The sequence below is a fragment of the Pontibacter chitinilyticus genome (assembly GCF_039748935.1).
Lineage (GTDB): Bacteria > Bacteroidota > Bacteroidia > Cytophagales > Hymenobacteraceae > Pontibacter > Pontibacter chitinilyticus.
In genome coordinates, this window is sequence record NZ_JBDIZJ010000001.1 from 777,978 (window position 1) to 803,718 (window position 25,741).

Below are 25,741 nucleotides of genomic sequence, written 5' to 3' on the forward strand. Positions count from 1 at the left end.
GAAGATGCAAGAACTTTGCGCGGTTTTCGGGTGTTAAGAAACCGATACGAATAAAAGAATTTTACTTTTTGATTAACAAAATACTCTGATGAGACAACTCAAGATAAGCAAACAGATTACTAATCGCGAAAGCCAATCGCTCGACAAATATTTACAGGAGATTGGCAAAGTAGATTTGCTTACACCCGATGAAGAGGTATCGTTAGCTCAGAGGATAAAGGAAGGGGATCAGTTTGCGCTTGAGAAATTAACAAAAGCCAACCTGCGTTTCGTAGTGTCGGTGGCAAAGCAGTATCAGAACCAGGGCCTCTCGCTAGGTGACCTGATCAACGAGGGTAACCTCGGCCTGATAAAAGCAGCCAAACGTTTCGATGAGACAAGAGGTTTTAAGTTTATCTCTTATGCCGTTTGGTGGATCCGTCAGTCCATTCTGCAGGCTTTGGCCGAGCAGTCGCGTATTGTGCGCCTGCCCCTTAACCGTGTAGGATCACTGAACAAGATTTCTAAGTCCTTTTCGGAGCTGGAGCAGAAGTTCGAGCGGGAGCCCTCGCCGGAAGAGATCGCTGAAGTACTGGAACTGACTACCGCTGAAGTAGTGGATACGCTGAAAATATCCGGTCGCCATGTGTCAGTAGATGCGCCTTTTGTACAAGGGGAAGAAAACCGCCTGCTGGACGTGCTGGAGAATGAAGACGAAGAGTCGCCGGACACTGGCCTAATGAATGACTCACTGCGTAAGGAAGTGCAGCGTGCGCTCTCTACCTTAACCAAGCGCGAAGCTGATGTGATTACTCTATACTTCGGCCTGAATGGCGAACATTCATTGACGTTGGAAGAAATAGGCGAAAAGTTTAACCTGACCCGTGAGCGCGTGCGCCAGATTAAGGAGAAAGCGATCCGACGACTTCGCCATACATCCCGCAGCAAAGCACTGAAGCCTTATCTGGGTTAACTTGTAAGCTACTGATGCAAAGCCCCGGCCCGACAGCCGGGGCTTTGCATTTACAGCAGGTATCCAACAGGCAATTATCCGCTGCAAATGCAGGCGGAGGCATAGATTTTTTGTATACTTGCATCCGAATTTCGAATGTATCCAACCTATATGGAAATAGAAAGAGTAAAATGCCTGATCATTGGTTCCGGACCAGCAGGCTACACTGCAGCCATCTATGCTTCCAGAGCCGGGCTTCAACCGGTCTTATACCAGGGCCTGCAACCCGGTGGCCAGTTAACTATTACGAATGACGTAGAGAACTATCCTGGTTATCCTCAGGGTATTAACGGCCCGCAGATGATGGAAGACTTTAAGCAGCAGGCTGAGCGCTTCGGGACCGACGTGCGCTATGGTATTGCCACAGCTGTAGACTTTTCGTCGTTGCCACACAAAGTTACTATTGATGACCAAGTGGTAATTGAAGCCCATACAGTTATCATTTCTACCGGTGCCTCTGCCAAATGGCTTGGTCTGGAGTCGGAAGCCCGACTGAATGGAAGTGGTGTGTCGGCCTGTGCCGTTTGCGATGGCTTCTTTTACCGCGGGCAGGAAGTAGCCATAGTTGGCGCTGGCGATACAGCGGCAGAAGAGGCTACATATCTGGCAAACCTATGCAGCAAAGTATACATGATTGTGCGCCGCGAAGAGATGCGTGCCTCGCTCATTATGCAGGAGCGCGTAAAGAAAACCAAAAACATCGAGATACTTTGGAACTCTGTGACGGAAGAAATTCTGGGGCAGCATGCAGTAGAAGGTGTTCGGATAAAGAACGTGGTAACAGACGAACTGCGCGACATTCCGGTGAGTGGCTTTTTTGTAGCAATCGGACATAAGCCGAATTCGGATGTTTTTGCCGAATACCTGAACCTGGATGAGAACGGCTATATCAGAACCATACCCGGCACATCCAAAACAAATATTGATGGCGTGTTTGCCTGCGGCGATGTGCAGGACTTTACTTACCGCCAGGCTGTTACGGCGGCAGGTACCGGCTGTATGGCTGCGTTGGATGCCGAGCGTTACCTGGCCTCCCGTGATTTGCACTAAAGGGCTACGCCTGTTGCGGACTTCAACCGCCAGGCATTTCATTGCGCCAAGGGTCACAATAAAATGGCTGCTATCAAGTTAAAGGAGGATATAATTTACACCTCATTCCAGCTTTAGCAAGTCGAAATTAATGCTAATGTTATCAAAAAAAGCACCGCTTTCTGTTGTACTATTTTTACTGGGGCTGCTGCTCTTTTCACCAGATGCTTTTGCGCAAAACAAAGTAAAGGATCTGTTTAAAGTAAAGACACCCAAAATCCAGTATGTACGGCCGGATACCACTATTTTAATCAAGTATGAAGAGTTCCCTGAAGAGAATTCGGAAGCTGACCAATCCATTTACTTTAATCCTAAAAAAGAGCTTTCGATTGTAAGTGAGGATACTTCCGAACTGGATATGGGAGAGCAGCAGATCGTGGAAATGTCTGAAGAGGTTCTGGTGGATTCTTCCTGGATTAAAATTGCAGGTTATTATTCGATCTGGGACACGCACAACATCAATCCTTACCGGATAGACGGGCGCCAGTTAAAAGATTCTGTTGATATCAGGCTCTACGATGAGAAACTGCACAGAGCGTATAAAATGCCGCTAGAGGAAACACCAATCACCAGCCACTTTGGAGGGCGTTGGGGCCGCTGGCACTATGGCACTGACATTGACCTGAACACCGGAGATTCTGTTCGCGCTGCTTTTGATGGGGTGGTGCGGGTAAATAAATGGGATGGCGGTGGCTACGGCAACTACATTGTAGTACGCCACTACAATGGACTGGAAACCCTATACGGGCACATGAGCAAAGCCCTGGCGCAGCCCGGGTTGTTTGTAAAAGCAGGCGATGTAATAGGACTAGGCGGAAGCACGGGCCGCAGCACAGGTTCTCACCTGCATTATGAGGTCCGGTATGAGGGCAACCCGATTGATCCGGAGCTGATGTATGATTTCCCGGATTACCTGCTGAAAGGGCAAAACTTTGTGATCACCTCGGCCTTGTTCAACTATTACAATATTGCCAAAGGCGGCTCTAAAAGTGGAGGAGGCGTTAGTGCTGGCAGGCGCGTATCATACCATACCATACACAAGGGCGACACGCTGTCCGGAATCGCTAAGAAGTATGGCATATCCGTCAGCCAGTTGGCAAAGCTGAACAAGATGAGTGCCCGCTCTACTCTGAAGGTAGGCAGAAAGCTCCGTATCCATTAACCGACAACACACTTATGAAACTTGATATACTTGCCTTTGCTTCTCACCCGGATGATGTAGAGTTGGGCTGTTCGGGCACGCTGATCGCTCATATCGCGGCAGGTAAAAAAGTAGGCATTGTTGACCTTACCCGTGGGGAGCTTGGCACACGAGGCACAGCTGAATCGCGCATCAGCGAGGCCGAAGAATCAGCCCGAATCATGGAAATTTCCGTGCGGGATAATTTGGAGTTTGCCGATGGCTTTTTTGCGAATGACCGGGAGCATCAGCTTAAAATAGTGGAGAAGCTACGCCAGTACCAGCCCGAGATTGTACTAATGAACGCGATCTATGACCGTCACCCGGATCATGGCCGCGGCTCTGCGCTGGTGTCGGAAGCTTGTTTTAAAGCCGGACTGAAGATGATTCGGACAACCGATGCGCAAGGGCAGGAGCAGGCGGCTTGGCGCCCCAAAGTGGTCTACCATTATATTCAGGACCGGCTCATTACGCCTGATCTGGTGGTGGATGTTACACCTTACTGGGAGCAAAAAATGGAGTCCATCCGTGCTTTCAAAACGCAGTTTTATAACCCGGATGATACTTCTCCTAACACCTACATCTCTTCGCCGGAGTTTTTAGATTTTGTGGAAGCCCGCGCTATGGAACTGGGACACGCCATTGGCGTAAAGTATGGCGAAGGTTTTACGAAAGAGCGGTATATAGGAGTGCGGAACCTGTTCGATCTGCTATAAACGAGAGACAGGCAAGTCTATAAGTATAAAGGCGCTGCATCTATGCAGCGCCTTTATACTTATAGACTTATACTTATACTTAGCGCAGTCGATTTTTGCGCCAGTCAGAAGAAGCCGGAAGGGCAGTCTGTGCTGTGTCCGTTTTTGGTTTGTGCGTGTGGAGGAGTTCCGCTGTTAAAACAGCGGCTATTTCATTCATCCCTTCGCTTTCCTTGGCCTGGAGTGCTTCCGGCGTAAAGTACCGCTCAATAAACTTCGTGTCGAAGCTGCCGCTTACAAAAGCCTCATGCTGTAGCACATAGCTCCCGAATGGCAAAGTAGTTTCGATGCCTGTAATCTGGTATTCGTCAATTGCGCGCAGCATTTTGTCGATTGCTTCGCGACGGTCTTTGCCGAACGTAACGAGCTTAGCAATCATCGGATCATAATAGATCGGGATATCCATTCCCTGCTCAAAGCCATCATCTACCCGTACACCAAGTCCTTGCGGGCGTTTGTAGGTTTCAAGGCGGCCGATATCCGGCAAAAAGTTGTTAGCCGGATCTTCAGCGTATACCCGCAGCTCCAGGGCATGCCCTTTAATTTCCAGGTCTTCCTGCTTAAAACTTAAGGGCTGTCCTTCTGCAATCAGGATCTGCTCCTTTACCAGATCCAAGCCGGTGATCTGCTCCGTTACTGGATGTTCTACCTGCAGACGGGTATTCATCTCCAGAAAGTAGAAGTTCATATTTTCATCCAGCAGAAACTCGACTGTACCGGCTCCTACATAGTCGCAGGCTTTAGCCACATCAACGGCACATCGGCCCATTTCAGCCCGCAATTCCGGTGTAAGTATAGCCGATGGCGCTTCTTCGATCACCTTCTGGTGGCGGCGCTGGATGGAACACTCACGTTCGAACAGGTGCACAATATGGCCGTGCATATCACCAAGCACTTGTATCTCAATGTGCCGGGGCGAGCCGATATACTTCTCAATAAACACGGAGCCATCACCGAAAGCAGAAGTAGCTTCACTTACGGCCAGCTGCATCTGCTGTTCGAAGTCTTCTACGCGTTCCACCACCCGCATACCTTTGCCACCGCCGCCAGCGCTTGCTTTAATCAGGATAGGAAAGCCCACTTCTTGTGCAATTTTTTTGGCCGCCTCTACATCTGTAATAGCTTCTTCGGTGCCCGGCACCATCGGAATGTCATACTTCGCCACGGCCGCTTTAGCTGCCAGTTTGCTGCCCATTAGCTCGATGGCGGCAGGAGAGGGGCCTATGAAAATGATCCCGGCCGCGGTAACTTGTTGTGCAAAGGCAGCATTCTCGGATAAAAAGCCATAACCCGGATGAATGGCATCGACGCCCAGTTGTTTACATACCTCAATGATAACATCGCCACGCAGGTATGATTCAGAGGATTTTGGCCCGCCTACGCATACGGCCTCGTCGGCAAAACGCACGTGCAGTGCATTCCGGTCTGCCTCGCTGAAGATGGCTACCGTGCTGATACCCATTTCTTTGGCAGTACGCATCACACGCAAAGCAATTTCGCCCCGGTTAGCTACCAATAGCTTATTTATTTTTCTCATGCAGAAGCTGTCGTTGAATTCTTACCAAAGAAAAGGCTTTGAGATCAAACATAAAAATTGACGATGTAAAAAGGTTGTGCTGCCGGAGGGTTCGAATTGTTTATGAATCATATAAAACATAAATTTGCAGCGCTACCAAGGCTAAAATTCGTTTAAGCTTGTAAAGCAAACGTTAAAGAGAAATTATCCCGATAACTAAACATTACATAAAGTGGATTTATTTGAAAAGTTGTTGACCAACAGAGGTCCTTTAGGCAGCCACTCACACTACGCACATGGCTATTTTACGTTTCCGAAGCTGGAGGGTGATATTGCTCCCCGCATGAAGTTCCGGGGGAAAGAAGTGCTGACGTGGAGCCTGAACAACTATCTTGGCCTGGCAAACCACCCTGAAGTGCGCAAAGCAGATGCTGACGCTGCTGCTGCCTGGGGCATGGCGACCCCAATGGGTGCACGCATTATGTCTGGTAATTCTAACATGCACGAGCAGTTGGAGTCTGAGCTGGCAGATTTTGTGAAGAAGCCGGATGCCATGCTGCTTAACTTTGGCTATCAGGGAGTTGTGTCGATCATTGACGCTTTGGTAGACCGCCACGATGTGATCGTATATGATGCTGAGTCGCATGCCTGTATTATTGACGGGGTACGGCTGCACCAGGGCAAACGGTTCGTGTATACGCACAACGACATGGAGAGCCTGGAGAAGCAGCTGGAGCGTGCCACACGTTGGGCAGAAAACACTGGTGGTGCTATTCTGGTGATTACGGAAGGTGTGTTTGGCATGTCAGGCAATTTGGGCAAGCTGGATGAGATTGTAGCCCTAAAAGATAAATTTAGTTTCCGGTTGTTTGTGGATGATGCCCACGGGTTTGGTACGATGGGAACCACTGGTGCCGGTACAGGTGAGTATTTAGGCGCTCAGGACGGCATTGATATCTACTTCTCTACCTTTGCCAAGTCTATGGCCAGCATTGGTGCTTTTGTAGCCTCAAATGAGCAGGTAGTAGAATACCTGCGCTATAACATGCGTTCGCAGATCTTTGCCAAGTCGCTGCCTATGCCGCTGGTGGTTGGTGCGCTAAAGCGCCTGGAACTGCTGCGTTCCAAACCAGAACTGAAAGACAAGCTGTGGGAAGTAGTAAATGCCCTACAAAGCGGCCTCCGCGAGAAAGGCTTTAACATTGGCACCACAGAGTCGCCGGTAACACCGGTGTTCCTGAACGGCCAGATATCAGATGCCACCCAGTTAACACTGGATCTACGCGAAAACTACAGCATCTTCTGTTCCATTGTGGTATACCCGGTTGTACCGAAAGATGTGATCATGTTGCGCTTGATTCCAACGGCTGCCCATACCCAAGAGGACGTACAGGAGACGATCGCAGCATTCGAAAAAATATCACAAAAGCTAGATAAGGGATTATATTCAAGTCCGGCAGTAACGGCCTAGGTTGCTTCAGAGGCATATATTAAATATCCTTAATTTTTGCGTGTTATCATTAAATGTGTATATTAGAGCGATTAAACTAAATGTTTCACATTAATAAGTAGCACAAATGAACAACAACTTTAGCAAACTCAAGGATCTTGTAATGTCTTTAGAATCTGACTTCGAGAAGTTCTACGACAAAGGCAATGCAGCAGCCGGTACTCGCGTACGTAAAGGTATGCAGGACCTGAAGAACATGGCCCAGGACATCCGTAAGGAAGTTCAGGATGCAAAAAACAGCACTGCTGATAAAAAGTAAGGGAAACCTTATCAGTGTAAACATAAAAAAGGCGACTAATTTTAGTCGCCTTTTTTGCTATTGGCCTGTAAAATAGCTAGTTAACAGTTATAAGGTAGTAGTTCTTCTTGCCTTTTTGTACTACCAGGTATTTCTGCTGCAGCAGCTCATATTGTACAGGTTCCTCTGGGCTTTGCACCTTTTCGCGGTTGATGCTCACGCCTCCATTTTTGATCATGCGCTTGGCTTCCCCTTTCGATTCAAAGATCTGGCCACCGGACAGGTCGGCCAGAAGGTCACTCACGGTTGTAGCCTGCTGGTAGTCGGCTGCTGCAATTTCTATCTGAGGCACTCCATCGAACACGGCCAATAGAATATCCTCTTTCAGAGCTCTGAGTGTTGCTAAATCACCCTTTCCAAATAAAATTTCTGAAGCTTCTACCGCTGCTAAATAGTCTTCTTCGGAGTGTACCCGAATTGTAACATCTTTAGCCAGGGCTTTCTGTAACACGCGCAGGTGAGGGGCTTGTTTGTGCTCTTCAATGAGGTGATGGATCTCCTCCTGCAAAAGCAACGTGTATACTTTTATCAGCTTTTCTGTCTCCTCGTCTGAAAGATTGAGCCAGAACTGGTAAAACTTATAGGGTGAGGTCAGATTTGGGTCGAGCCAGACGTTGCCACCTTCCGACTTGCCAAATTTGGTGCCGTCGGATTTCGTTACCAGCTTGCCTACCAAAGCAAATGCTTTACCGCCATCCATTCGACGGATTAACTCGGTGCCAGTCGTGATGTTGCCCCATTGATCAGAAGCACCCATCTGCAGCCGTACATTCTTATTTTTATACAGGTGGTAAAAGTCATAGCCCTGGATGAGCTGGTACGAGAACTCTGTGAAGGACAACCCCTCGGCACGATCGCCCTCTTCGTCGGCGCTGATGCGTTTCTTTACAGAGTCTTTCGCCATCATATAGTTCACGGTCAGATGCTTGCCTACTTCACGCAGAAAGCCCAGAAAGCTGAACTCCTTAAACCAATCATAATTATTTACGATCTCAGCGGAGTTGGCGCCGCAGTTAAAGTCCAGAAACTTCTCCAGCTGTGCTTTTATACCTGCCTGGTTCGCCTGTAGCGTTTCTTCTTCCAGCAGGTTTCGCTCTGCCGATTTGCCAGACGGATCCCCGATCATACCGGTAGCACCGCCAACCAGCGCTATGGGTTTGTGGCCGGCGCGTTGCAGGTGTACCAGCAGCATGATGGTAGCCAGATTGCCAATGTGCAGCGAGTTGGCCGTAGGATCAAAGCCAATGTAGCCGCTTGTCATGCCTGCGGCGAGTTGTTCTTCTGTGCCCGGCATGAAATCATGGAGCATGCCTCTCCATCTCAGTTCTTCAATAAGGTTCATGTACGCCTGTGTCATCTGTTTGAGGCAAAGATAGAAAAGAGTTGGGAGAATGGGGCGGACATGCGCAGTGAACTATAGCTTATATTTATTTTGCTATATTGCCTTATACTATTATCATTGTGAATGATCCTTACTAACTCTCTACCCCAAAGCTTCCCTTTCATGAAAAAGTACCTGCTTATACTTGCATTTTCGGCTCTTTCATCTGCGGGCTTTGCTCAGCTTACCAGCGATACCCATTCTTTTCAAATAGATGAAAAGAGTATAATCTATGATAAACTAACAGGAGAACAGATCAGCTATGAAGCGTTTCAAAAACTACAACAGCAGAATCCTCATCCATCACTTCAGTTTAACATAGATAAGTATGGGCAGATCAGCTCGTTTGTTTATGATCCAGTTAACAAAGAAAATCGATCCTATAGGGATGAATCGCGACGTACGAAACCAGGAGAAGTTTTCCCGCCTTTTGTGATGAAATCTTTAGAGGGTGATACTTTGAGTTCGGAAGCCATGCTTGGGAAAGTTATTGTACTCAACTTTCAGCTTTTTATGCGTGCACCCATCAGCAACCCAGAAGACTTGTTAAGTTTCGATAAGGCTGTAAGTAACTACCACAAAAATGGAAAAGCTGTTCCTGTTATTGTAACACAAAGTGCTTCCGAAGAGGCCACTGCCTTTCTACGCGCCTTAAACATTAGCTCTCAGGTAGTGCCAAACGGCGGCATGTTCCCTGAGAAATACATTATCACCGGATTTCCGACTTATGTGGTGGTAGATAGAAAAGGTAACCTGGCTGGCTATACTGATAACCTGATTGAGGTTAAACGGCTTCTATCCAGCCTTACTAAATAATTTACTGAAGAGGATTTCACAAATTCCAGTGTGGATGAATTGATTTACCTGCCCTTCAAGTATAATATTTTTGCCATAACACAAGCTATTGCCTTTGTATAAGTTATGCCTTTCTACATCTTTCAGTGGTTTAGCTTCTGTTCGGTAGCCCTTTAAAAAATTCCTTTGACTTTGCCGCTGATAGGTTAAATTTGTAAAAGAGGCGCAGCGGCACGTATAGCCATCAAGGTATAATTTACGGGAGTATCGCTGCCCTTTATTGTTACAGCTTATTACCTATGGCGCACACACCTGAAGGCATTCTGGAGCAGCTCACAAACGGGCAGTTTGCCCCTGTCTATTTTCTGCAGGGAGAGGAGCCCTATTACATCGATCTGATCTCGGATTACATTGAGCAGCACGCCTTGCAGGAGCACGAAAAGGGCTTTAACCAGGTGGTGCTGTATGGGAAGGATGTAGACGTGGCTACCATTTTGCTGCAGGCGAAGCGCTTCCCGATGATGGCTGACCGTTCGGTGGTTATTGTAAAGGAAGCCCAAAGTATAGCCGACCTGGAGAAGGAGGAAGGCATGCGCCAACTTGACGCTTACCTGCAACGCCCGCTGACTTCGACAGTGCTGGTATTTTGCCACAAGCACAAATCATTGGATGGCCGTAAGGCGCTGGGCAAGGCCATCAGTAAACAGGCGGTACTCCTCACCACAAAAAAGCTGTATGAAAACCAGGTGCCGGCCTGGGTAAACCAATACCTGAAGCAAAAAGGCATAAAAGCCACACAGCAAGCAGTATTGCTACTGAGCGAGTATATCGGAGCCGACCTGTCGCGGCTTGCAAATGAGATAGATAAGTTGCTGCTGAACTTGCGGCCGGGTACTACGCTGGACGAACAGGTAGTGCAGGAGAATGTAGGCATTAGCAAGGAATATAATATTTTTGAACTGCAGTCGGCGCTGATTGCCCGGGATGCCCTGAAGGCGAATCGCATCATCCATTATTTTGAAGCAAATCCAAAGAATAACCCACTGATTCCTAACCTGTCGCTACTCTTTTCTTTTTTTACCAAACTGTTGAGCCTGCACCAGGCCGCTGACAAGTCGGAAGCAGGTATACGCAAAGGGCTGGGCAACCGGGGCTTTCTGGTAAAGGAGTATATGCAGGCGCTCCGGGTATTTCCGCTGCAGCGCTGCATAGATATCATCCACTTCGTGCGGGTGGCGGACCTGCAGGTAAAGGGCATTACTGGCGGCGATATGAGTGAGGCTGATATATTGCGGGAGCTCGTTTTTAAAATGCTGCATCCGGTGCCGCGCGCCCTGGCAGTATAAAGGCGCAGTATTTATCCACAACATACAATATTTGAGGTAATCAGACATTATATAGTTAATGTACCATATTTAAAGCCGCTGGTCTGAAAGATATTGTCGTGAAAGAGCGGAGGCGCGCGTTAAATTTTACTAACTTTGAACACAACCGGTCTTGGCTCAAAACCGGTCCGATGGCTGAAAAGGGGAAGTATACTTCCTGTGAAACGATACAATTTTGCCCACTGGGCAGGTGAGGAAATATATGAACATAGCTTATAAAGTAGCGCTTGCATCTGTTTTGGCTGGCGGCTCGCACGTGGTGGCAGCCCAGCAAACGCAGGTATTCGCCTCTAATGAAACGTACTACCACGAAGGCGTGGAGTTATTTGACCGGGCCAAGTATGGCGCGGCACAGGAGGCATTTAGAAAATACATCGAGCTGATTGGGGACGATGCTAAAACAGCGGATGCCCAGTATTACTACGCTTTAAGCGGCTTGTACTTGCTGCACCCCGATGCGGAACAGCTTGTGCTCAACTTCGTGCATAAGTACCCTACGCACCCGAAAACTGCTTTGGCCAACTATGAGCTGGGCTTATACTATTTTGAGCAGAAAGATTATAAAAAAGCATTAGAGCTGCTCAAAGATGCCCCGCTGCACCTGCTCAGCATCAAGCAAACCAAAGAACTGGAGTTCAAACTCGGCTATTCTTACTTTGCCACCAAGGATTTCGACAATGCCAAGATCTGGTTCGATAAGAACAAGACAACTGGTTTCCGGGAAGATGAGCACCGTTTTGCCTATGCTTCCAATTACTACGCTGGCTATATCTCGTACCGCAAAGGCGATTACGCTGCCGCGAAGGCTGACCTCAAAATAGCAGAGAAAAACGAAGCGTACGCCAACATTGTGCCTTACATGATTACGGAGATCCTGTACAAGGAGAATGATATTTATGAAGTGATCCGCTATGGAGAAGCTGCGCTGGCCCGCACACCTGCCGTGCAGCAGGCGGATGAAATAGCGCTGCTGGTGGGGGATGCTTACTATCAGAAAGCAGATTACAAAACAGCTGAAAAGTACTTTGGCCAGTATGCCGAAGGCAAGCGCTCGCTGGATCCGGTGGTGCAGTATAAAATTGCATTCACTGACTACAAGAACAACAACTACAAGAACGCGATCGCTAATTTCAAGGAAGTTGCGCTGAAAAAAGATGCGCTGGGCCAGAATGCCGCTTATTACCTGGGCCTGAGCTACCTGAAAGAAAACAACAAGCAATTTGCCCTCACCGCTTTCGACCAGGCCCGCAAAAGCGATCAGGATAAGGACATTACCGAAGCCGCAACGTTGAAGTATGCGCAAGTAAGTTATGAGCTTGGCAACTTTCGCGAGGTGATCAACTCGCTGGCCAACTTTACGAAAGACTACCCGGACTCGGAGCAGGCGGAAGAAGCAGACAAGTTGTTGAGCGAAGCTTATTTTGGTTCTAATGATTATGCTGCGGCCATCCGCCACATCGAGAGCCTGCCGAAGAAGAGCTGGCGCATCCTGCAGACCTACCAGCGCGTGGCCTACTACTATGCTGTGGATTTGTTTAACAATGCTAAATTCCCGCAGGCAGTGCAGATGCTGGACAAGTCGCTGCAGTACCCGTACGACAAGGAAGTTACCTCAGCCAGCCATTTTGTGAAAGGCGAAGCGTATTCTATTGGGCAGCGGTACGATGATGCCATCAACAGTTATGCCGCCGTGTTCCGTACCGCTCCCAACAACAAAGAGGATTATTATATCAAGTCGCGCTACGGTATTGGTTACGCGTATTTCAATACCAAACAATACGATAAAGCGCTCACGCATTTTAAGGCCTACCTTGATGCGATCAAGCCGAGTAATCCGAACTACAACGATGCGACCTTACGCCTGGCCGATACATATTATGTGAATAAGAACTATAATGAAGCATTGAACCTGTATGAGCGGGTAATTGCCTCAAGTTCAGCTGACAGGGACTATGCGCTCTTTCAGAAAGGCGTGGTACTGAGTATCGTCAACAAAAATGAGAAAGCTAAAAATGCTTTGCAGGAGTTGCTTGCCAAATATCCTAAGTCGCGCTACCAGGATGATGCCCAGTACCAGCTGGCGGTAATTGATTACGAGTCGGGTAACTATGAGGCGGCCGTATCGTCTTTCACAACGCTCATCAACAACATGCCGGATAGCAAACTGGTGCCGAATGCGCTGCAGAAACGGGGCACCGCCTATGCTAACCTGCACCAGTACGACAAAGCGATTGCTGATCAGAAGCGGGTACTCGATGAATTCCCGGCTTCGAAAGTGGCAAGCGGCTCCCTGTATAGCTTGCAGGAAGTATTGGGTACCGAGAACCGCAGCAATGAGTTCGACACCTATGTTGATAAGTATAAAGCAGCCAACCCGGAAAGCACGGCGTTAGAAACCATTGAGTTTGAAGCAGCTAAGACCTTATACTTCAACGAGAAATATGCGCTGGCTGCTCCTAAATTCGAAGCGTATATCAAGCAATATCCTAATAGCTCGTATGTGCCGGATGCCCGCTACTTTTTGGCGGACTCTTACCTGCGCCAGAATAATACAGAAGAAGGAAAAGCACGCCTGAAAGAGGTAATTGCTGAGAACCGCTCCGGCTATGTGAACCGCGCTATTCAGAAAGTAGCAGATATGGAGTTTGAAGCTAAGAACTATCCCGAGGCAATCAAATACTACTCCCGCTTACGTGACTTGGCAACGAACCGGAAAGAGCAGCAGACGGCCCTTACCGGCCTGATGCAAAGTTACTACCGCACCAATGATTATGCCGGTACCCGCCGCATCGCCAACGAACTCATTAGCCAAGGCAACGCCTCGCTTAATGCTTACAATTCTGCTTTACTCTTTAAAGCGAAAGCCTCTTATGCTGAGGGTAATATGAACCAGGCGCTCACCGAACTGCAGGAAACAGCCAAGCAAGCTTCCGACGTGAATGGTGCAGAGGCGCAGTACCTGGTGGCAGAGCTATACTACAACCAGAAGAAATACAAAGAGTCGTTGGATGCCGCTTATGCCTTCAACAACAAATTCTCCAACTATGACTACTGGCTGGGCAAGTCGTTCCTGATCATCGCTGATAACTATTCGGCACAGAATGAGCAGTTCCAGGCCCGCGCTACGCTGAACTCCATCATTGAGAACTCGCCAGACCAGACAATTGTAGCTGAGGCGAAGCAGAAACTGGCAAAGCTGGATAATAAACAGCCGCAGGGAGCAACGCAGCAACAGCAGCAACTGATGCCAAAGCGGGACACCATGATGACAGCACCGGACACCACTGGGAAAAAGGACACGGTACCTGCCATAGACTCCACGGAGCAGGAGTTGCCGATAGATTCCACCCAGCAGCTCAACGTGCCGCCCAGCGATTCGACACAACTCGGAAACCAGTAGTTTATCGTCAGATTTAGCAGAACAGAAGCATCACCATGAAGAATAAATTAAGGATCACTTCGCTGGCCATTGTCCTGAGTGTTGGCTACAGTTACCTGAACAGTGCGCAGGCGCAGCAGAACAGCCCAGGCTGGAATGAAGGCGCCAAGCTGCAGGACGCAGAAGTTGTGGTAGAGAAGAACCGCGTGATTGAACTGCCACAGGCGGCCCGCAACTTTGAGAAATTCCACATAGAACCCCCTAAGTTAGCAGACCGTACCGTTTTATACCGTTTCAACGATTACAAGCTGCCCTCGCAGGACATTGACATGCAGCTAAAAGTGCTCACCATCAAGCAGGACGAGTTCACAAAGCTGTATGGTAACTACCTGAAGGCAGGTATCGGTAACTACGCTACCTTATACCTGAAAGGCTACTTCCATAATAAGCGCAGCAATGTGGCTGATTATGGGGCCGAAGTGAGCCACATTGCCTCTGCAAAAGGGCCGGTGGACAAAGGGAATTCTGCCGTTGCCAACAGCGACATCAGCCTGCATGGCGAGCGTTACCTGCAAGGACTGACGGTAGGCGGCAAACTGAAGTATGGCCGCGACAAGTATTATTTTTATGGAGTCACTCCTTCAAATCTAGAGGATTATGAGATTCAGAAGCAGGTGTTCAACCGTTTTGCCGCAGAGGCTTTCCTCGACAACAAGTCCTCGGGTACGCCTTACCTGTACAAAGCAGACGTAAAGTTTAACTACCTGAACGACAGCTACAACATGAGCGAGAGCAACGTGGCCCTGCGCCTGCGCAGCGAGTACGCCATTGATGAGGTATCCGCATTTAAGGTTGATGGCGATCTCTCATTTGTATCGCACCAGGATTCTGCTACCACCACGCGCACGCTTTTCAAACTGAACCCGACGTATGAGCGGCAGTTCAGTGCGCTTCGCCTGGCTATTGGCGCGAACGTAGCCTATACAGGCGATGAGGTGAATGACGCCCGTAAGTTTAACATCTACCCGACAGTGCGTGTGTCAGTAGAGCCGGTGAAAGGTAATATGTTGATATACGCCGGTTTAGGGGGCGATTTGCAAAGAGTTACTTTATACCAGCTGACGCAGGAGAACCCTTGGCTGGCTCCTAACGTGCAGGTGGCCGACATTAACAAGGGGATGGAGATTTACGGCGGCTTTGATGCGAATATCTACAACTATGTGCACTTAGTAGGGCGTGTTGCTTACCAGAATTTCCGTAATTTATACTTCTACAATAACTCCCAGGCCGATTCCGCCAAGTTTGATCTGGTGTATGATGATGGCGTAACAAATGTACTTAACTTTTTTGCAGATGCCTCTTTCAATTATTCTGATGAGGTGCGCTTAGGTTTAAAGCTTGATTATAACAAGTATAACACCGCCAGCTTAGAGAAACCATTTCACCGGCCTGCCATGACAGCAAGCGTTTACGGCACCTATAACTTCTTCGGCAAGATTCTCTTTAATTCAGAACTTTATTATATTGGGAGTTCTTACGGCAAGATATACCGCCCGGACGGAACAGCAGTGCTGCGCCAGACAGATACGATTGTGGACTTGAACCTGAAAGCGGATTACAGATTCACGAATAACTTTACGATTTTCGTAATGGCGAATAACCTGCTCGGTAGCAAGTACGAACGATTTGTGAATTACCCGCGCAAAGGTATAAACCTGATAGGAGGTATCACTTACTCATTTTAAAGCCTATGGTTGAACAACATATCAAATCGCTGCTCTATGAGCAAGATTGTGTCATCATTCCTGATTTTGGGGGACTGATAACGCGTTATGTTTCGGCCCGTATTAATCCGGTGAAACATACGTTCTCGCCGCCATCTAAAAAGATCGCCTTTAATGAGAAACTGACGCTGAATGATGGGCTGCTGATCAGCACTATTGCCTACCAGCAGGGGATTTCCCTGGAGGAGGCGCAGCGCATCGTAGCCGATTTCGTGTTTCAGGCAAGGCGCCAGTTGGATGTGGCGCAGCGTTTCGAACTGCAGGATATTGGGGTGTTCCGCTACAATGCTGAGCGTCGCCTGGAGTTTGAATACGTGGAAGGTGACAACATGCTGGAGGATAGTTTCGGATTGCCGGAGATCATGGCCAGGCCAATACGACTGGAGGAGCCAGCTATACTTCGTACGCTGCTAAAAGAGCGGGAGCCGGTGCAGGTAAACAGCAGCATGCCTTTCAGAAGAAAGCTGAAGCGGTTTTACAATGTAGCCGCCGGCCTTGCCCTGGCGGGACTTACGGGAACCGGCTTATACTATCTATCGCTGCAGACAGACTATAACGTGAGCAGTCTGAACCCAATTGCCTCTCTCATAGGAAATTATACTTTTGCTAATGTGGGGCCAGGTATGCGCTATACTTCCGACTATGTGCCTTTTACAGCTGATGAACGGCAGCAGGCGTACGCGGCCATACTTCCAGTTATCCCTGTTACAGAAGTAGCAGCTGAACAGGAGGACTGGCAGGCAACCGCTGATTCCGCTTCTACTACAACTATAACTTTAAATAAGGAGGTTGAGCAATCTGTAAATGAAGAAGTTAACCCGGTTGAAACAGTAGTAAGTACGGGTAAAGCAGAGGAGCCGGAACTGACAATTAGCCATAAAACAGGACGTTATTATATTATTACGGGCGGCTTTTCTACCCTGGCCAATGCAGAGGTGAGCCGCGAGGCGCTGCGCAAAGGCGGGCAGGAAGCTAAAGTGTTGCTGCCCGGGCCGGGCAGCAAATTATACCGGGTATCGGTAGGAGATTATGAAGATCAAACCGAAGCACAAACAGCGCTATTAACTTTTAGAAAAAAATACGGAGAAACACTTTGGGTACTTACTTACTAACATGACATCACTCTTATTACAAATTACGACTACGGCTACGGCCGATACGGCTGCAACCCTGGCAGACGGAACACAAACTGCCTCTGGTAATACTGTTTCCCTGATCGACCTTGCCCTCGCTGGGGGCTGGGCCATGATTCCGCTAGCGATCCTGTCTCTGGCTGCGGTTTATATTTTCGTGGAGCGTTACCTGACTTTAAAAAAAGCGTCCAAAAATCCTGAAGGCTTTAATGACCGTATTAAGAGCTTAGTATTAGCAGGTGACATCAGCGGTGCCAAAATGCTTTGTGCGCAAACTAACACACCTATTTCCAACATGATCGGCAAAGGCCTTACCCGCATCGGGCATCCCCTTAAAAACATTGAGACTTCTATCGAGAACCAGGGCAAGATCGAGATCAGCCGCCTGGAGCGCTACCTTTCCGGTCTGGCAACCATTGCTGGTGCCGCCCCAATGCTGGGCTTCCTGGGTACTGTAACAGGTATGATCGGCGCCTTTATCGCGATTGCACAGGCAGAGGGCACCGTTAGCCCGAAGCTGCTTTCCAGCGGTATTTATGAAGCGATGGTAACAACAGCTACCGGTCTGATCATTGGCCTGCCAGCCTATGTAGGTTACAACTACCTGGTTTCCAAGATCGACAGCATTGTGCATTCGATGGAATATTCGTCTATTGAGTTCCTTGATTTGTTACAAGAACCACAACTGTAAGCATGAATTTACGCTCTAAAAACAGGATCAACGCCGAGTTCAGTATGTCCTCTATGACGGACATCATCTTCCTGTTGCTCATCTTCTTTATGCTTACCTCCAACTTTGTTACCCCTTCGGGGCTACCGGTAAGCCTGCCGAGCAGCAAAAGCTCTGATATCGTGATGCAGAAGATCAGCGTGACGATCACCTCGGACTTAAAGTATTACATGAACGACAAGCAGGTAGCAGAAGAGGAGATAGAGCCTCAACTGACAGCACTGCTGCAGGGAACAGAAGACGGTGCTGTGGTATTACACGTAGACAAGAGTGTGCCTGTGGAGTACCTGGTGAAAGTGGCAGGCATTGCCAAAAACCTGAATGCAAGTGTTACGCTGGCTACCGTGCCGACAGAATAAAGATGTACTATGGCAACAATTGCCCAATTGCAGGATGAAGAGAAGAATAAGAAGATTGCCGCTGGTGTCAGCGTGGCAATTCATATTCTTATTCTGCTTTTCCTGATCTATATGTTTGCCTGGCGCGCGCCCGACCCACCAGCCGAAGTAAATGGCATTGAGCTGAACTTCGGACTTGATGCAGCAGGAAGCGGCGATGTGCAAACAATGGCGACGCCGAATGTGTCGAAGAATACCAGGGACAGCAAACCGGCACCTACACAGCCCAAGCCTGAACCTAAACCAGACCCGCAGCCTATAGCGAAGGCAACACCGCCGCAGCCCACGGATGCTCCGAAAGTAGTAACTACGACGGCAGAAGCACCGGTGTCGGTTAAAGAGGAGGTAAAACCGCAGCCACAACCCAAGCCTCAACCAAAAGAAGAGGTAAAGACGCCTGTGAAAGCGGAGCCGAAAGAGGAAGTGGTAAAGAAAGAGCCGGAGAAACCCCGTTCTTTGTACCCAGGCAAGCCTACAAACAGCACCGGAAACGGCAAAGCTGGTAGCTCAGATGAAGCAACGGGAAACAACAACGGCGACGACAACGGAGCCGTTGGCGACAAAGGCAGCCCGGAAGGGAAACTGGATGCCAAAGCCATGATGGGCAAACCCGGCGGCGGTGCCGGCGGCTCACTCGACTTGCCCGGCTGGCGCTACGACATAGAGCCAAAGCGGGACCCTTACAATAACGAGACCGGTATTATCAGGTTCCGTATCAAAATTGATGGTGACGGCAACATGACCAGTGTCGATGTGCTGGAAAGTAACGTATCGCCGCAGGTACTAGCATGGTACCGCAACCAACTGCAGAAAACGACCTTCAGCCGCACCGGCGGAAGTGGCAACTCGTCGGGGGCCAGCGGAACAGTTACAATTCGCATCACCTCCCGCTAAATTTTATACTTGACTAGATGACCTACCAGGAGTGTCTTGATTACCTATACCAGCAATTGCCGATGTTTCACCGCATCGGCAATGCTGCTTTTAAGAAGAGCCTCGACAATATCATAGCCTTGTGCGAAGCTTTAGAGCAACCGCAGAAGCAGTTCAAAAGCATTCATGTAGCGGGGACTAACGGCAAAGGCAGCAGCTCGCACATGTTGGCTGCCGTATTACAGCAGGCTGGCTATAAAACCGGACTTTATACTTCGCCACACCTTAAATCTTTTACGGAACGAGTGCGCGTAAACGGGCTGGAGTTGCCGCAGGAGTACCTGATCCAATTTGTGTCGCAACACAAGGCTTTGTTTGAAGCCATTCAGCCGTCCTTTTTCGAGATGACAGTGGCGTTGGCCTTTCGATATTTCGCCGATGAGCAGGTGGAGGTGGCTGTAGTTGAAGTTGGCCTCGGTGGCCGCCTGGATTCTACGAACATCATCACCCCGCAAGTAGCACTTATCACCAACATTGGCTACGATCACCAGGCTTTACTTGGCGATACCCTTCCTGCGATTGCCGCAGAGAAAGCCGGAATCATAAAGCCGGGCGTTCCCGCAGTGATCAGCACCAAACAGCAGGAGGTTGAGGAAGTGTTCCAACGAAAAGTAGCGGAAATGGGAGCTCCGCTTTACTTTGCCACAGACCAGTTCACAGTAGAGCAGACAGCGTCTAGTCTGGAGCGGCAGGTGTTTCAGGTAAACCGCAACGGTCATTTATACTTGCAGGATTTGGAGCTGGATTTGGCAGGAAACTACCAGCAGTATAACCTGCCTGGCGTGTTACAAACTCTAGCCATCCTGCAAGAGGAGCAAGGCTATACAATACCGGAAGCTGCTTTACGTGCGGGTCTAAAAGCGACGAAACAGTTAACCGGCCTAAAAGGGCGCTGGCAGGTGCTGCACCAACAGCCGCTCACAATTTGCGATACCGGACATAATGAGGATGGCATTCGGCAGGTAGTTGCACAACTGGCTTCGCTAAAACCCAGGCAGGTGCACTTTGTATTTGGGGCTGTTAACGACAAAGATGTGACAAAAATCCTGCAGTTGCTGCCGCCAACCTATACGTATTACTTCTGTCAGGCTACTATTCCGCGGGCATTACCGGTCGCTGAACTGGCTGCAAAAGCCGCTGCTGCAGGGTTAAACGGGCAAACGTATACCTCTGTAGCAGAAGCAATAGCGGCAGCAAAGGCAAATGCAGCGCCAGATGAGGTTATTTTTATCGGAGGTAGTACCTTTGTGGTTGCAGAAATAGAAGAACTATAGCATGGCACGATCAAAAATGGCCAAATTCGCTACCATTGCGGAGCGGGACAATGTACTACAGAATGGAGATGAACTCTACGGACGGTTAACTGGCAGATGGCGGGAAGTACAGTTTGGAAATAGCTACCCGCTGGTGCTGGAGATTGGCTGCGGTCGTGGCGAATACACCATCGGTATGGCAAAGCTCTTTCCAAATAGGAATTTTGTTGGGGTGGATATTAAAGGCGAACGGCTTTGGAAGGGGAGCACCAGAGCGCTGGAGGAGGAACTCTACAATGTTGCTTTCCTGCGTACATTTGTGGAGCAGATCGGGGAGCAATTTGCAGCAGGGGAAGTAGATGAGATCTGGGTAACTTTTCCGGACCCGCGTCCCCGCGACCGCGATATCAAACGCCGCCTCACTTCGCCCCGCTTCCTGGACATCTACCAGCAAATTCTGAAGCCAGGTGGCACCATTCACCTGAAGACCGATAATTTGCCTTTATACGAATATACACTAGAGGTGCTGCAGGAGCGCACGCCAAAGGACTTGCTGCACACGGCAGATTTGTATCATTCGGACCTGCAGCAGTATACTATGGGCATTTATACGACTTATGAAAAGCGCTATATGGCTGAAGGCATTCCAATCAAATACCTGCAGTTTAAAGTATAAATGGAACTGCTAAGCTATGGCCCTTCGTTAGCTATACTTGGAAAGCTTCAGAGTAATAGTTGACTAGAACTATACTTTACACTTTTGCTTAACCGTAAATCAGACGATGATGAAAGTAATCAAGCATACATTTATTTCCTGCCTAACCGCACTGCTCTTCGTGCTGGCTGCTCCCGCTTCTGAAGCACAGACGCTGCCAAAGCCACAGCAGCCAAACCCCTGGACCGCTGCCGAACTGCTGGAGCCAGCCATACTTGCCAGGAATTTACAGGATGCAAACCAGAAAAATGATCCGCTGATCCTCAATATCGGCTTTGTCAATAACATCAAAGGTGCCGTTGCAATTGGAGCGGCAAGCACGGAAGAAGGTCGTCAGGCACTGAAAGATTACCTGAAAAAGGTCCCTGCTGATCAGGAAGTCGTGATCTACTGCGGCTGTTGTCCATTCGAAAAATGCCCGAATGTGCGGCCGGCCTTCGCTTATTTAAAGGAGCTGGGTTATACACATGCCCGGTTGCTGAACCTGAAAGATAACCTGAAAACGAATTGGATCAGTAAAGGCTATCCGATGGCGGAGTAAGCTAGCGGCTACTGTACTGTAAAATTCTATAGAGTATTAAAAGAGGCCATCCGGCAGAACTGATCATGTGTTAGCTCTGCCGGATGGCCTTGTGTTTTTATCTTTATACTTTGGAATGCTTGATCTTTATGCCTATAGCACTTGTGCCGTTTGCAAGCTTTAAAGTTCTAGTTTTACTGTTGCTTCTGGGGTATAAAGTCATTACTGCGTAACCAGTTAAGGCAGCGTTCAAACCATTCGTCAGTGGTGGTACTGTTGTTAAGGCCGAATCCATGCCCGCCATGCTCATACAGGTGCATCTCTACCGGAATTTTATTTTCCAGCAGCGCCTCGTAAAATCTGATGCTATTTTCTACCGGCACCACATCATCGTCGGAGGCGTGTACCAGAAACGTGGGTGGTGTTTGCGGCGTTACCTGCAGCTCATTAGAGAAGTTTTTCAGCTGCTCCGCACTAGGATTATCGCCCAGCAGGCGCTGAAAGGAGCCCTTGTGCCAGATAGAAGAATCACTGCTGATTACTGGGTATAGCAGCAGCATGAAATCAGGGCGCAGGTTGGCAGTGCTTTTATTGCCGGGAAGATACGACTGCTGAAAATGAGTGCCTGCGGTGGAGGCCAGGTGTCCGCCAGCTGAAAAGCCCATGATACCCACCTTCGCCGGATTGATATGCCATTTCTGTGCATTTGCACGGATAAGGGTGAGTGCCTGTTGCGTATCTTGTAAGGGTGCCACAGCAGGTTCCGAAGAAACTTTGGCATCCGGCAACCTATACTTCAGGACGAAGGCGGCCACTCCCTGCTGATTAAACCGCTTGGCAACTTCATACCCTTCGTGCCCGGCAGCCTCCATGGCATACCCGCCACCTGGGCAGATGAGCACTGCTGTGCCATTGGCCTTGTCTTGTGACGGTAAGAATACCGTAAGCGTGGGCTTCCGGATGTTACTCAGGCGCACATCTTCAAACTTATACTTGTCATTCCAGCTCTTATCTACTTTTTCCTGGTTTGCGCCAGGTACTTCGTTAGGAATTTTGCCTGTATACAGCGGCAGTTCCTGTCTGCTTTGCTGGGCCTGCACAGGGAGGAGGCTAATAAACCAAAGAGGAAAAGAGAGGAGGACGCATTTGGATGCCGAGCAGTACGCCATAAAGTTTAAGGTTATCAGGTTAGTTCTAATGCAAGTATAAGTTTGAATAGTTGAAGATTAGCCTTAAGAAGTTAAAGCTCTTCTATTTCTTCAAAGATCTCCTGCAGCTCATCAAAATCTTTCAGGCCAGGTTTTATCTCATGGCCACCCTGCAGGCCAATACCTTCAGGTTTGATTTTTTTCAGCGCCATGCTTATGTTAGATTTATCCAGGCCAAACCCTAGGTAGATGGGAAACTGCGACGCCAGTTGCCGTAAAAATTTAATGTTGGTCTCATCAATCGCTTCAAAATCAGAAGAAAAAATAATAAAGGCCTGTACCACAGGGCTATACAATTCCATCATCTCCAGCAGCTCGCTCTCTACCGTATCTTTATTGATAAATACCTTTTGGATGACAGGGCATTTGATCTCTTCAATTTCATCGATCAGGTAAGGAGTATCTAACTGGATTAGGTCCAGGCCAAATTCCTCAGCCATGTCGTTGATCACCTCCGGTTTTGCCCGCTCAAACTCACCAGCCAGTTTTACACCCGACACCCAACCGGCAATTTCTTTCAAGGTATCAGGTTGCACGCGCTCCGGATCGTCCAGTTTCAGATTAAAACCAATTACATCAACTCCCATTCCGGCACAATACCGCGCATCGCTTAAGTTATTTATGCCATTCACTATCACTGAGGTACGTAAGCCCATTATAATTTATACTTTTAAAGTAATCACTAAATAAAAAAATAAGGTTTCTGATAACCAAAGTAAGCGTCTTACACCGTACTATGCCACTTTTTTATGCTTTTTTTTCTTCTTTACAGCCTTCTGTTGCTACATTCCTTTACTGCAATATTTAGGGCTGAATCTTTATAACTGCGGAGTTGTTGCTATATTTGTAACAAAGTTTAAGGGATTTGCACTTACATTTTTTATATAGATGAGTAAGTTAGGAAGGGTTTTAGTTGCCATGAGCGGCGGCATAGACAGCTCAGTAGCAGCTGTGATGTTACACGAGCAAGGATATGAAGTTGTGGGCATGACCATGAAAACATGGGATTATGCTTCCAGCGGTGGCAATAAAAAAGAAACGGGCTGCTGCAGCCTGGATTCGATAAACGATGCCCGCAATATTGCCGTGCAGTTGGGTTTCCCGCATTATATCATAGACATACGCGAAGAGTTCGGGGACTTCGTGATCAATCATTTTACGGACGAGTACCTGGCCGGGCGCACGCCTAACCCTTGTGTGCTGTGCAATACGCATATAAAATGGGATGCACTGCTTCGCCGTGCCGATCAGTTGGGCTGTGAGTTTATTGCAACAGGTCACTATGCTAACATACGGCAGGAAAATGGCCGTTATGTCATTTCCAAAGGACTTGATGAGCACAAAGATCAGTCGTATGCTTTGTGGGGCATCTCACAGAAAAGCTTGGCGCGCACTATTTTCCCGCTTGGCAACCTGCGGAAGTCTGAAATCCGGCAAATGGCGCTGGAGCGCGGCTTTACAGAACTGGTAAACAAACCCGAATCATACGAGATCTGCTTTATTCCGGATAATGATTACCGTAGTTTCCTGAAGCGCCGTGTAGAAGGGCTGGAAGAGCAGGTAGCTGGTGGCGAGTTTGTACTGGAAGATGGCACGGTAGTAGGTAAGCACGAAGGCTATCCATTTTATACCATCGGTCAGCGTAAGGGGCTGGGCATCGCACTGGGCTTCCCGGCTTACGTAACGCGTATTGAGAAAGAACAAAACCGCGTGGTGCTGGGCAACTACGAAGAGCTCTCGAAAAACGCGATGACAGTAGGCAAGCTGAACATGGGCAAGTATGCCGACCTGCTTGATCAGCCTATACCTACTATCACGAAAGTGCGTTACAATGATGCCGGCACAGATGCCATTGTGGAGCAGGTGGGTGATAAAATGAAGGTGCATTTTCTGCATGGGGTACATGCTATTGCTCCTGGTCAGGCCGCTGTTTTTTATGAAGGCAATGATGTAGTAGGCGGCGGTTGGATTGAATCGAACTATAACTTAGAGTATACCCTGGATGTGCTGCCTTCATGAAAAAGAATAAGCTGTTGCTATTGGTGCTACTGGCCGGATTTGCTTTTAGCTGCAAAGACACTTTCATAGATCCTGCTACCTACGACCAGGGCTTTGATTACTACCCGCTGGCCAAAGGCGATTACCGTATCTACAGTGTTACTGACATTAATTTTAAGAACAACATTGGCGACACCTCCCGTTTTCAGATGCGAGAGGTAGTGGATACTTCCTTTACTGACCAGACCAGCACGCTCAAGTATAAAATCATACGCGCCACCCGCAAGGATGAAGAGTCTGATTGGGTAGAAGATTCTGTGCTGGTGGTGTCCAAATCTGAAGAAGCCGTGCTGCTTACCAAAAATAACACCACGTATGTATCGCTGGTGTTTCCGGTAAAAGAGGGGAAAGCATGGCTGGGAGATGCCTATAACAACCGCAACAGGGATGACTTGGAAAGCAGCCCGTATGACCGGAAGGAATTCTATACTTATACTCGCGTCGGAGAGCCTTTCCGGTTTGATCCGAAGGAGCTGGTGGAAGTACCTGATGGCGGCGTTCAGTTTGACCAGACTGCTACCGTTGTACAAGGCACACCGCAGGATAACTTCACGCAACTGGATGATCGCAAGGAAGTATATGCCAGGGGAATCGGGCGCGTATACCGCCGCTTTAATCGTGTGGTGTATTGCAACGAATCGGACTCCAAGACCTGCCCGTATGGAGTAGGATACAAGCTGAACGGCAATGAGCGCCACGAAATACTAGTATCATACGGCCACAACTAAGT

The 25,741-nt window shown here is 48.6% G+C and carries 23 protein-coding genes; 19 read left to right on the top strand and 4 right to left on the bottom strand.

Annotated features, from left to right (window positions below):
- Positions 1-88 precede the first annotated feature (88 nt).
- From ABDW72_RS03330 to bshB1, 4 genes are all read left to right on the top strand, one after another.
- Positions 89-952: a sigma-70 family RNA polymerase sigma factor gene (locus tag ABDW72_RS03330; RefSeq protein WP_007656436.1), complete on the top strand. Its 864-nt coding sequence runs from the start codon at positions 89-91 to the stop codon at positions 950-952.
- A gap of 150 nt (positions 953-1,102) precedes the next feature.
- Positions 1,103-2,041, top strand: a complete 939-nt coding sequence (gene trxB / locus ABDW72_RS03335; RefSeq protein WP_347157037.1) for a thioredoxin-disulfide reductase — start codon at positions 1,103-1,105, stop codon at positions 2,039-2,041.
- 136 nt (positions 2,042-2,177) lie between these two features.
- Positions 2,178-3,242, top strand: coding sequence for a peptidoglycan DD-metalloendopeptidase family protein (locus tag ABDW72_RS03340; protein ID WP_347157038.1), 1,065 nt, complete (start codon positions 2,178-2,180; stop codon positions 3,240-3,242).
- A gap of 14 nt (positions 3,243-3,256) precedes the next feature.
- On the top strand, positions 3,257-3,976 hold the full coding sequence (gene bshB1 / locus ABDW72_RS03345) for a bacillithiol biosynthesis deacetylase BshB1 (protein WP_347157039.1): 720 nt from the start codon (positions 3,257-3,259) through the stop codon (positions 3,974-3,976).
- 79 nt (positions 3,977-4,055) lie between these two features.
- Here the strand turns inward: bshB1 and accC are convergent, their stop codons facing one another.
- Entirely contained in the window at positions 4,056-5,552 is a 1,497-nt protein-coding gene (gene accC / locus ABDW72_RS03350) for an acetyl-CoA carboxylase biotin carboxylase subunit (RefSeq protein ID WP_347157040.1), read from the bottom strand.
- A 211-nt stretch (positions 5,553-5,763) separates the two neighbouring features.
- Here accC and ABDW72_RS03355 point away from each other — a divergent pair, with 211 nt between their 5' ends.
- Complete coding sequence (locus tag ABDW72_RS03355) at positions 5,764-7,002, top strand: aminotransferase class I/II-fold pyridoxal phosphate-dependent enzyme (protein ID WP_347157041.1); 1,239 nt, start codon at positions 5,764-5,766, stop codon at positions 7,000-7,002.
- A gap of 106 nt (positions 7,003-7,108) precedes the next feature.
- Positions 7,109-7,300: a histone H1 gene (locus ABDW72_RS03360; RefSeq protein ID WP_347157042.1), complete on the top strand. Its 192-nt coding sequence runs from the start codon at positions 7,109-7,111 to the stop codon at positions 7,298-7,300.
- Positions 7,301-7,376: 76 nt separating this feature from the next.
- Here the strand turns inward: ABDW72_RS03360 and tyrS are convergent, their stop codons facing one another.
- On the bottom strand, positions 7,377-8,681 hold the full coding sequence (gene tyrS / locus ABDW72_RS03365) for a tyrosine--tRNA ligase (protein ID WP_347157076.1): 1,305 nt from the start codon (positions 8,679-8,681) through the stop codon (positions 7,377-7,379).
- 162 nt (positions 8,682-8,843) lie between these two features.
- Here tyrS and ABDW72_RS03370 point away from each other — a divergent pair, with 162 nt between their 5' ends.
- The 11 genes from ABDW72_RS03370 to ABDW72_RS03420 all read left to right on the top strand — a co-directional run bounded on the left by ABDW72_RS03370 (position 8,844) and on the right by ABDW72_RS03420 (position 21,766).
- Positions 8,844-9,536 (top strand): thioredoxin domain-containing protein, encoded by a 693-nt coding sequence (locus ABDW72_RS03370; protein ID WP_347157043.1) that lies wholly within the window; start codon positions 8,844-8,846, stop codon positions 9,534-9,536.
- 278 nt (positions 9,537-9,814) lie between these two features.
- A complete protein-coding gene (gene holA / locus ABDW72_RS03375) occupies positions 9,815-10,861 on the top strand; it encodes a DNA polymerase III subunit delta (RefSeq protein ID WP_347157044.1) in 1,047 nt (348 codons plus the stop codon).
- A gap of 241 nt (positions 10,862-11,102) precedes the next feature.
- Positions 11,103-14,300: a tetratricopeptide repeat protein gene (locus ABDW72_RS03380; RefSeq protein ID WP_347157045.1), complete on the top strand. Its 3,198-nt coding sequence runs from the start codon at positions 11,103-11,105 to the stop codon at positions 14,298-14,300.
- Positions 14,301-14,335: 35 nt separating this feature from the next.
- On the top strand, positions 14,336-16,024 hold the full coding sequence (locus ABDW72_RS03385) for a TonB-dependent receptor (protein WP_347157046.1): 1,689 nt from the start codon (positions 14,336-14,338) through the stop codon (positions 16,022-16,024).
- 5 nt (positions 16,025-16,029) lie between these two features.
- Positions 16,030-17,175, top strand: coding sequence for an HU domain-containing protein (locus tag ABDW72_RS03390; RefSeq protein ID WP_347157047.1), 1,146 nt, complete (start codon positions 16,030-16,032; stop codon positions 17,173-17,175).
- Position 17,176: 1 nt separating this feature from the next.
- Positions 17,177-17,887, top strand: a complete 711-nt coding sequence (locus tag ABDW72_RS03395) for a MotA/TolQ/ExbB proton channel family protein (protein ID WP_347157048.1) — start codon at positions 17,177-17,179, stop codon at positions 17,885-17,887.
- Positions 17,888-17,889: 2 nt separating this feature from the next.
- Entirely contained in the window at positions 17,890-18,285 is a 396-nt protein-coding gene (locus tag ABDW72_RS03400) for an ExbD/TolR family protein (protein WP_347157049.1), read from the top strand.
- 9 nt (positions 18,286-18,294) lie between these two features.
- Positions 18,295-19,218: a hypothetical protein gene (locus tag ABDW72_RS03405; protein ID WP_347157050.1), complete on the top strand. Its 924-nt coding sequence runs from the start codon at positions 18,295-18,297 to the stop codon at positions 19,216-19,218.
- A gap of 17 nt (positions 19,219-19,235) precedes the next feature.
- Entirely contained in the window at positions 19,236-20,531 is a 1,296-nt protein-coding gene (locus tag ABDW72_RS03410) for a bifunctional folylpolyglutamate synthase/dihydrofolate synthase (protein ID WP_347157051.1), read from the top strand.
- A gap of 1 nt (position 20,532) precedes the next feature.
- A complete protein-coding gene (trmB, locus tag ABDW72_RS03415; RefSeq protein ID WP_347157052.1) occupies positions 20,533-21,186 on the top strand; it encodes a tRNA (guanosine(46)-N7)-methyltransferase TrmB in 654 nt (217 codons plus the stop codon).
- 106 nt (positions 21,187-21,292) lie between these two features.
- Positions 21,293-21,766 carry a rhodanese-like domain-containing protein gene (locus ABDW72_RS03420; RefSeq protein ID WP_347157053.1) on the top strand — a complete coding sequence of 158 codons (474 nt, stop codon included), beginning with the start codon at positions 21,293-21,295 and terminating at the stop codon, positions 21,764-21,766.
- 173 nt (positions 21,767-21,939) lie between these two features.
- Here the strand turns inward: ABDW72_RS03420 and ABDW72_RS03425 are convergent, their stop codons facing one another.
- Positions 21,940-22,845 carry an alpha/beta hydrolase gene (locus ABDW72_RS03425; RefSeq protein ID WP_347157054.1) on the bottom strand — a complete coding sequence of 302 codons (906 nt, stop codon included), beginning with the start codon at positions 22,843-22,845 and terminating at the stop codon, positions 21,940-21,942.
- Between the two features lie 140 nt (positions 22,846-22,985).
- Positions 22,986-23,609, bottom strand: coding sequence for a phosphoribosylanthranilate isomerase (gene trpF / locus ABDW72_RS03430; protein ID WP_347157055.1), 624 nt, complete (start codon positions 23,607-23,609; stop codon positions 22,986-22,988).
- A 232-nt stretch (positions 23,610-23,841) separates the two neighbouring features.
- Between trpF and mnmA the strand changes: the two genes are divergently transcribed.
- A complete protein-coding gene (gene mnmA / locus ABDW72_RS03435; protein WP_347157056.1) occupies positions 23,842-24,972 on the top strand; it encodes a tRNA 2-thiouridine(34) synthase MnmA in 1,131 nt (376 codons plus the stop codon).
- Positions 24,969-25,739, top strand: a complete 771-nt coding sequence (locus ABDW72_RS03440) for a hypothetical protein (protein WP_347157057.1) — start codon at positions 24,969-24,971, stop codon at positions 25,737-25,739. Before mnmA ends, ABDW72_RS03440 begins: the two co-directional genes overlap by 4 nt.
- Positions 25,740-25,741 lie beyond the last annotated feature (2 nt).

Coding starts and splice junctions, on each gene's coding strand:
- ABDW72_RS03330 (WP_007656436.1), top strand. CDS start 89: ATGAGACAACTCAAGATAAGCAAACAGATTACTAATCGCGAAAGCCAA.
- trxB (WP_347157037.1), top strand. CDS start 1,103: ATGGAAATAGAAAGAGTAAAATGCCTGATCATTGGTTCCGGACCAGCA.
- ABDW72_RS03340 (WP_347157038.1), top strand. CDS start 2,178: ATGTTATCAAAAAAAGCACCGCTTTCTGTTGTACTATTTTTACTGGGG.
- bshB1 (WP_347157039.1), top strand. CDS start 3,257: ATGAAACTTGATATACTTGCCTTTGCTTCTCACCCGGATGATGTAGAG.
- accC (WP_347157040.1), bottom strand. CDS start 5,552: ATGAGAAAAATAAATAAGCTATTGGTAGCTAACCGGGGCGAAATTGCT.
- ABDW72_RS03360 (WP_347157042.1), top strand. CDS start 7,109: ATGAACAACAACTTTAGCAAACTCAAGGATCTTGTAATGTCTTTAGAA.
- tyrS (WP_347157076.1), bottom strand. CDS start 8,681: ATGAACCTTATTGAAGAACTGAGATGGAGAGGCATGCTCCATGATTTC.
- ABDW72_RS03370 (WP_347157043.1), top strand. CDS start 8,844: ATGAAAAAGTACCTGCTTATACTTGCATTTTCGGCTCTTTCATCTGCG.
- holA (WP_347157044.1), top strand. CDS start 9,815: ATGGCGCACACACCTGAAGGCATTCTGGAGCAGCTCACAAACGGGCAG.
- ABDW72_RS03380 (WP_347157045.1), top strand. CDS start 11,103: ATGAACATAGCTTATAAAGTAGCGCTTGCATCTGTTTTGGCTGGCGGC.
- ABDW72_RS03385 (WP_347157046.1), top strand. CDS start 14,336: ATGAAGAATAAATTAAGGATCACTTCGCTGGCCATTGTCCTGAGTGTT.
- ABDW72_RS03390 (WP_347157047.1), top strand. CDS start 16,030: ATGGTTGAACAACATATCAAATCGCTGCTCTATGAGCAAGATTGTGTC.
- ABDW72_RS03395 (WP_347157048.1), top strand. CDS start 17,177: ATGACATCACTCTTATTACAAATTACGACTACGGCTACGGCCGATACG.
- ABDW72_RS03400 (WP_347157049.1), top strand. CDS start 17,890: ATGAATTTACGCTCTAAAAACAGGATCAACGCCGAGTTCAGTATGTCC.
- ABDW72_RS03405 (WP_347157050.1), top strand. CDS start 18,295: ATGGCAACAATTGCCCAATTGCAGGATGAAGAGAAGAATAAGAAGATT.
- ABDW72_RS03410 (WP_347157051.1), top strand. CDS start 19,236: ATGACCTACCAGGAGTGTCTTGATTACCTATACCAGCAATTGCCGATG.
- trmB (WP_347157052.1), top strand. CDS start 20,533: ATGGCACGATCAAAAATGGCCAAATTCGCTACCATTGCGGAGCGGGAC.
- ABDW72_RS03420 (WP_347157053.1), top strand. CDS start 21,293: ATGATGAAAGTAATCAAGCATACATTTATTTCCTGCCTAACCGCACTG.
- trpF (WP_347157055.1), bottom strand. CDS start 23,609: ATGGGCTTACGTACCTCAGTGATAGTGAATGGCATAAATAACTTAAGC.
- mnmA (WP_347157056.1), top strand. CDS start 23,842: ATGAGTAAGTTAGGAAGGGTTTTAGTTGCCATGAGCGGCGGCATAGAC.
- ABDW72_RS03440 (WP_347157057.1), top strand. CDS start 24,969: ATGAAAAAGAATAAGCTGTTGCTATTGGTGCTACTGGCCGGATTTGCT.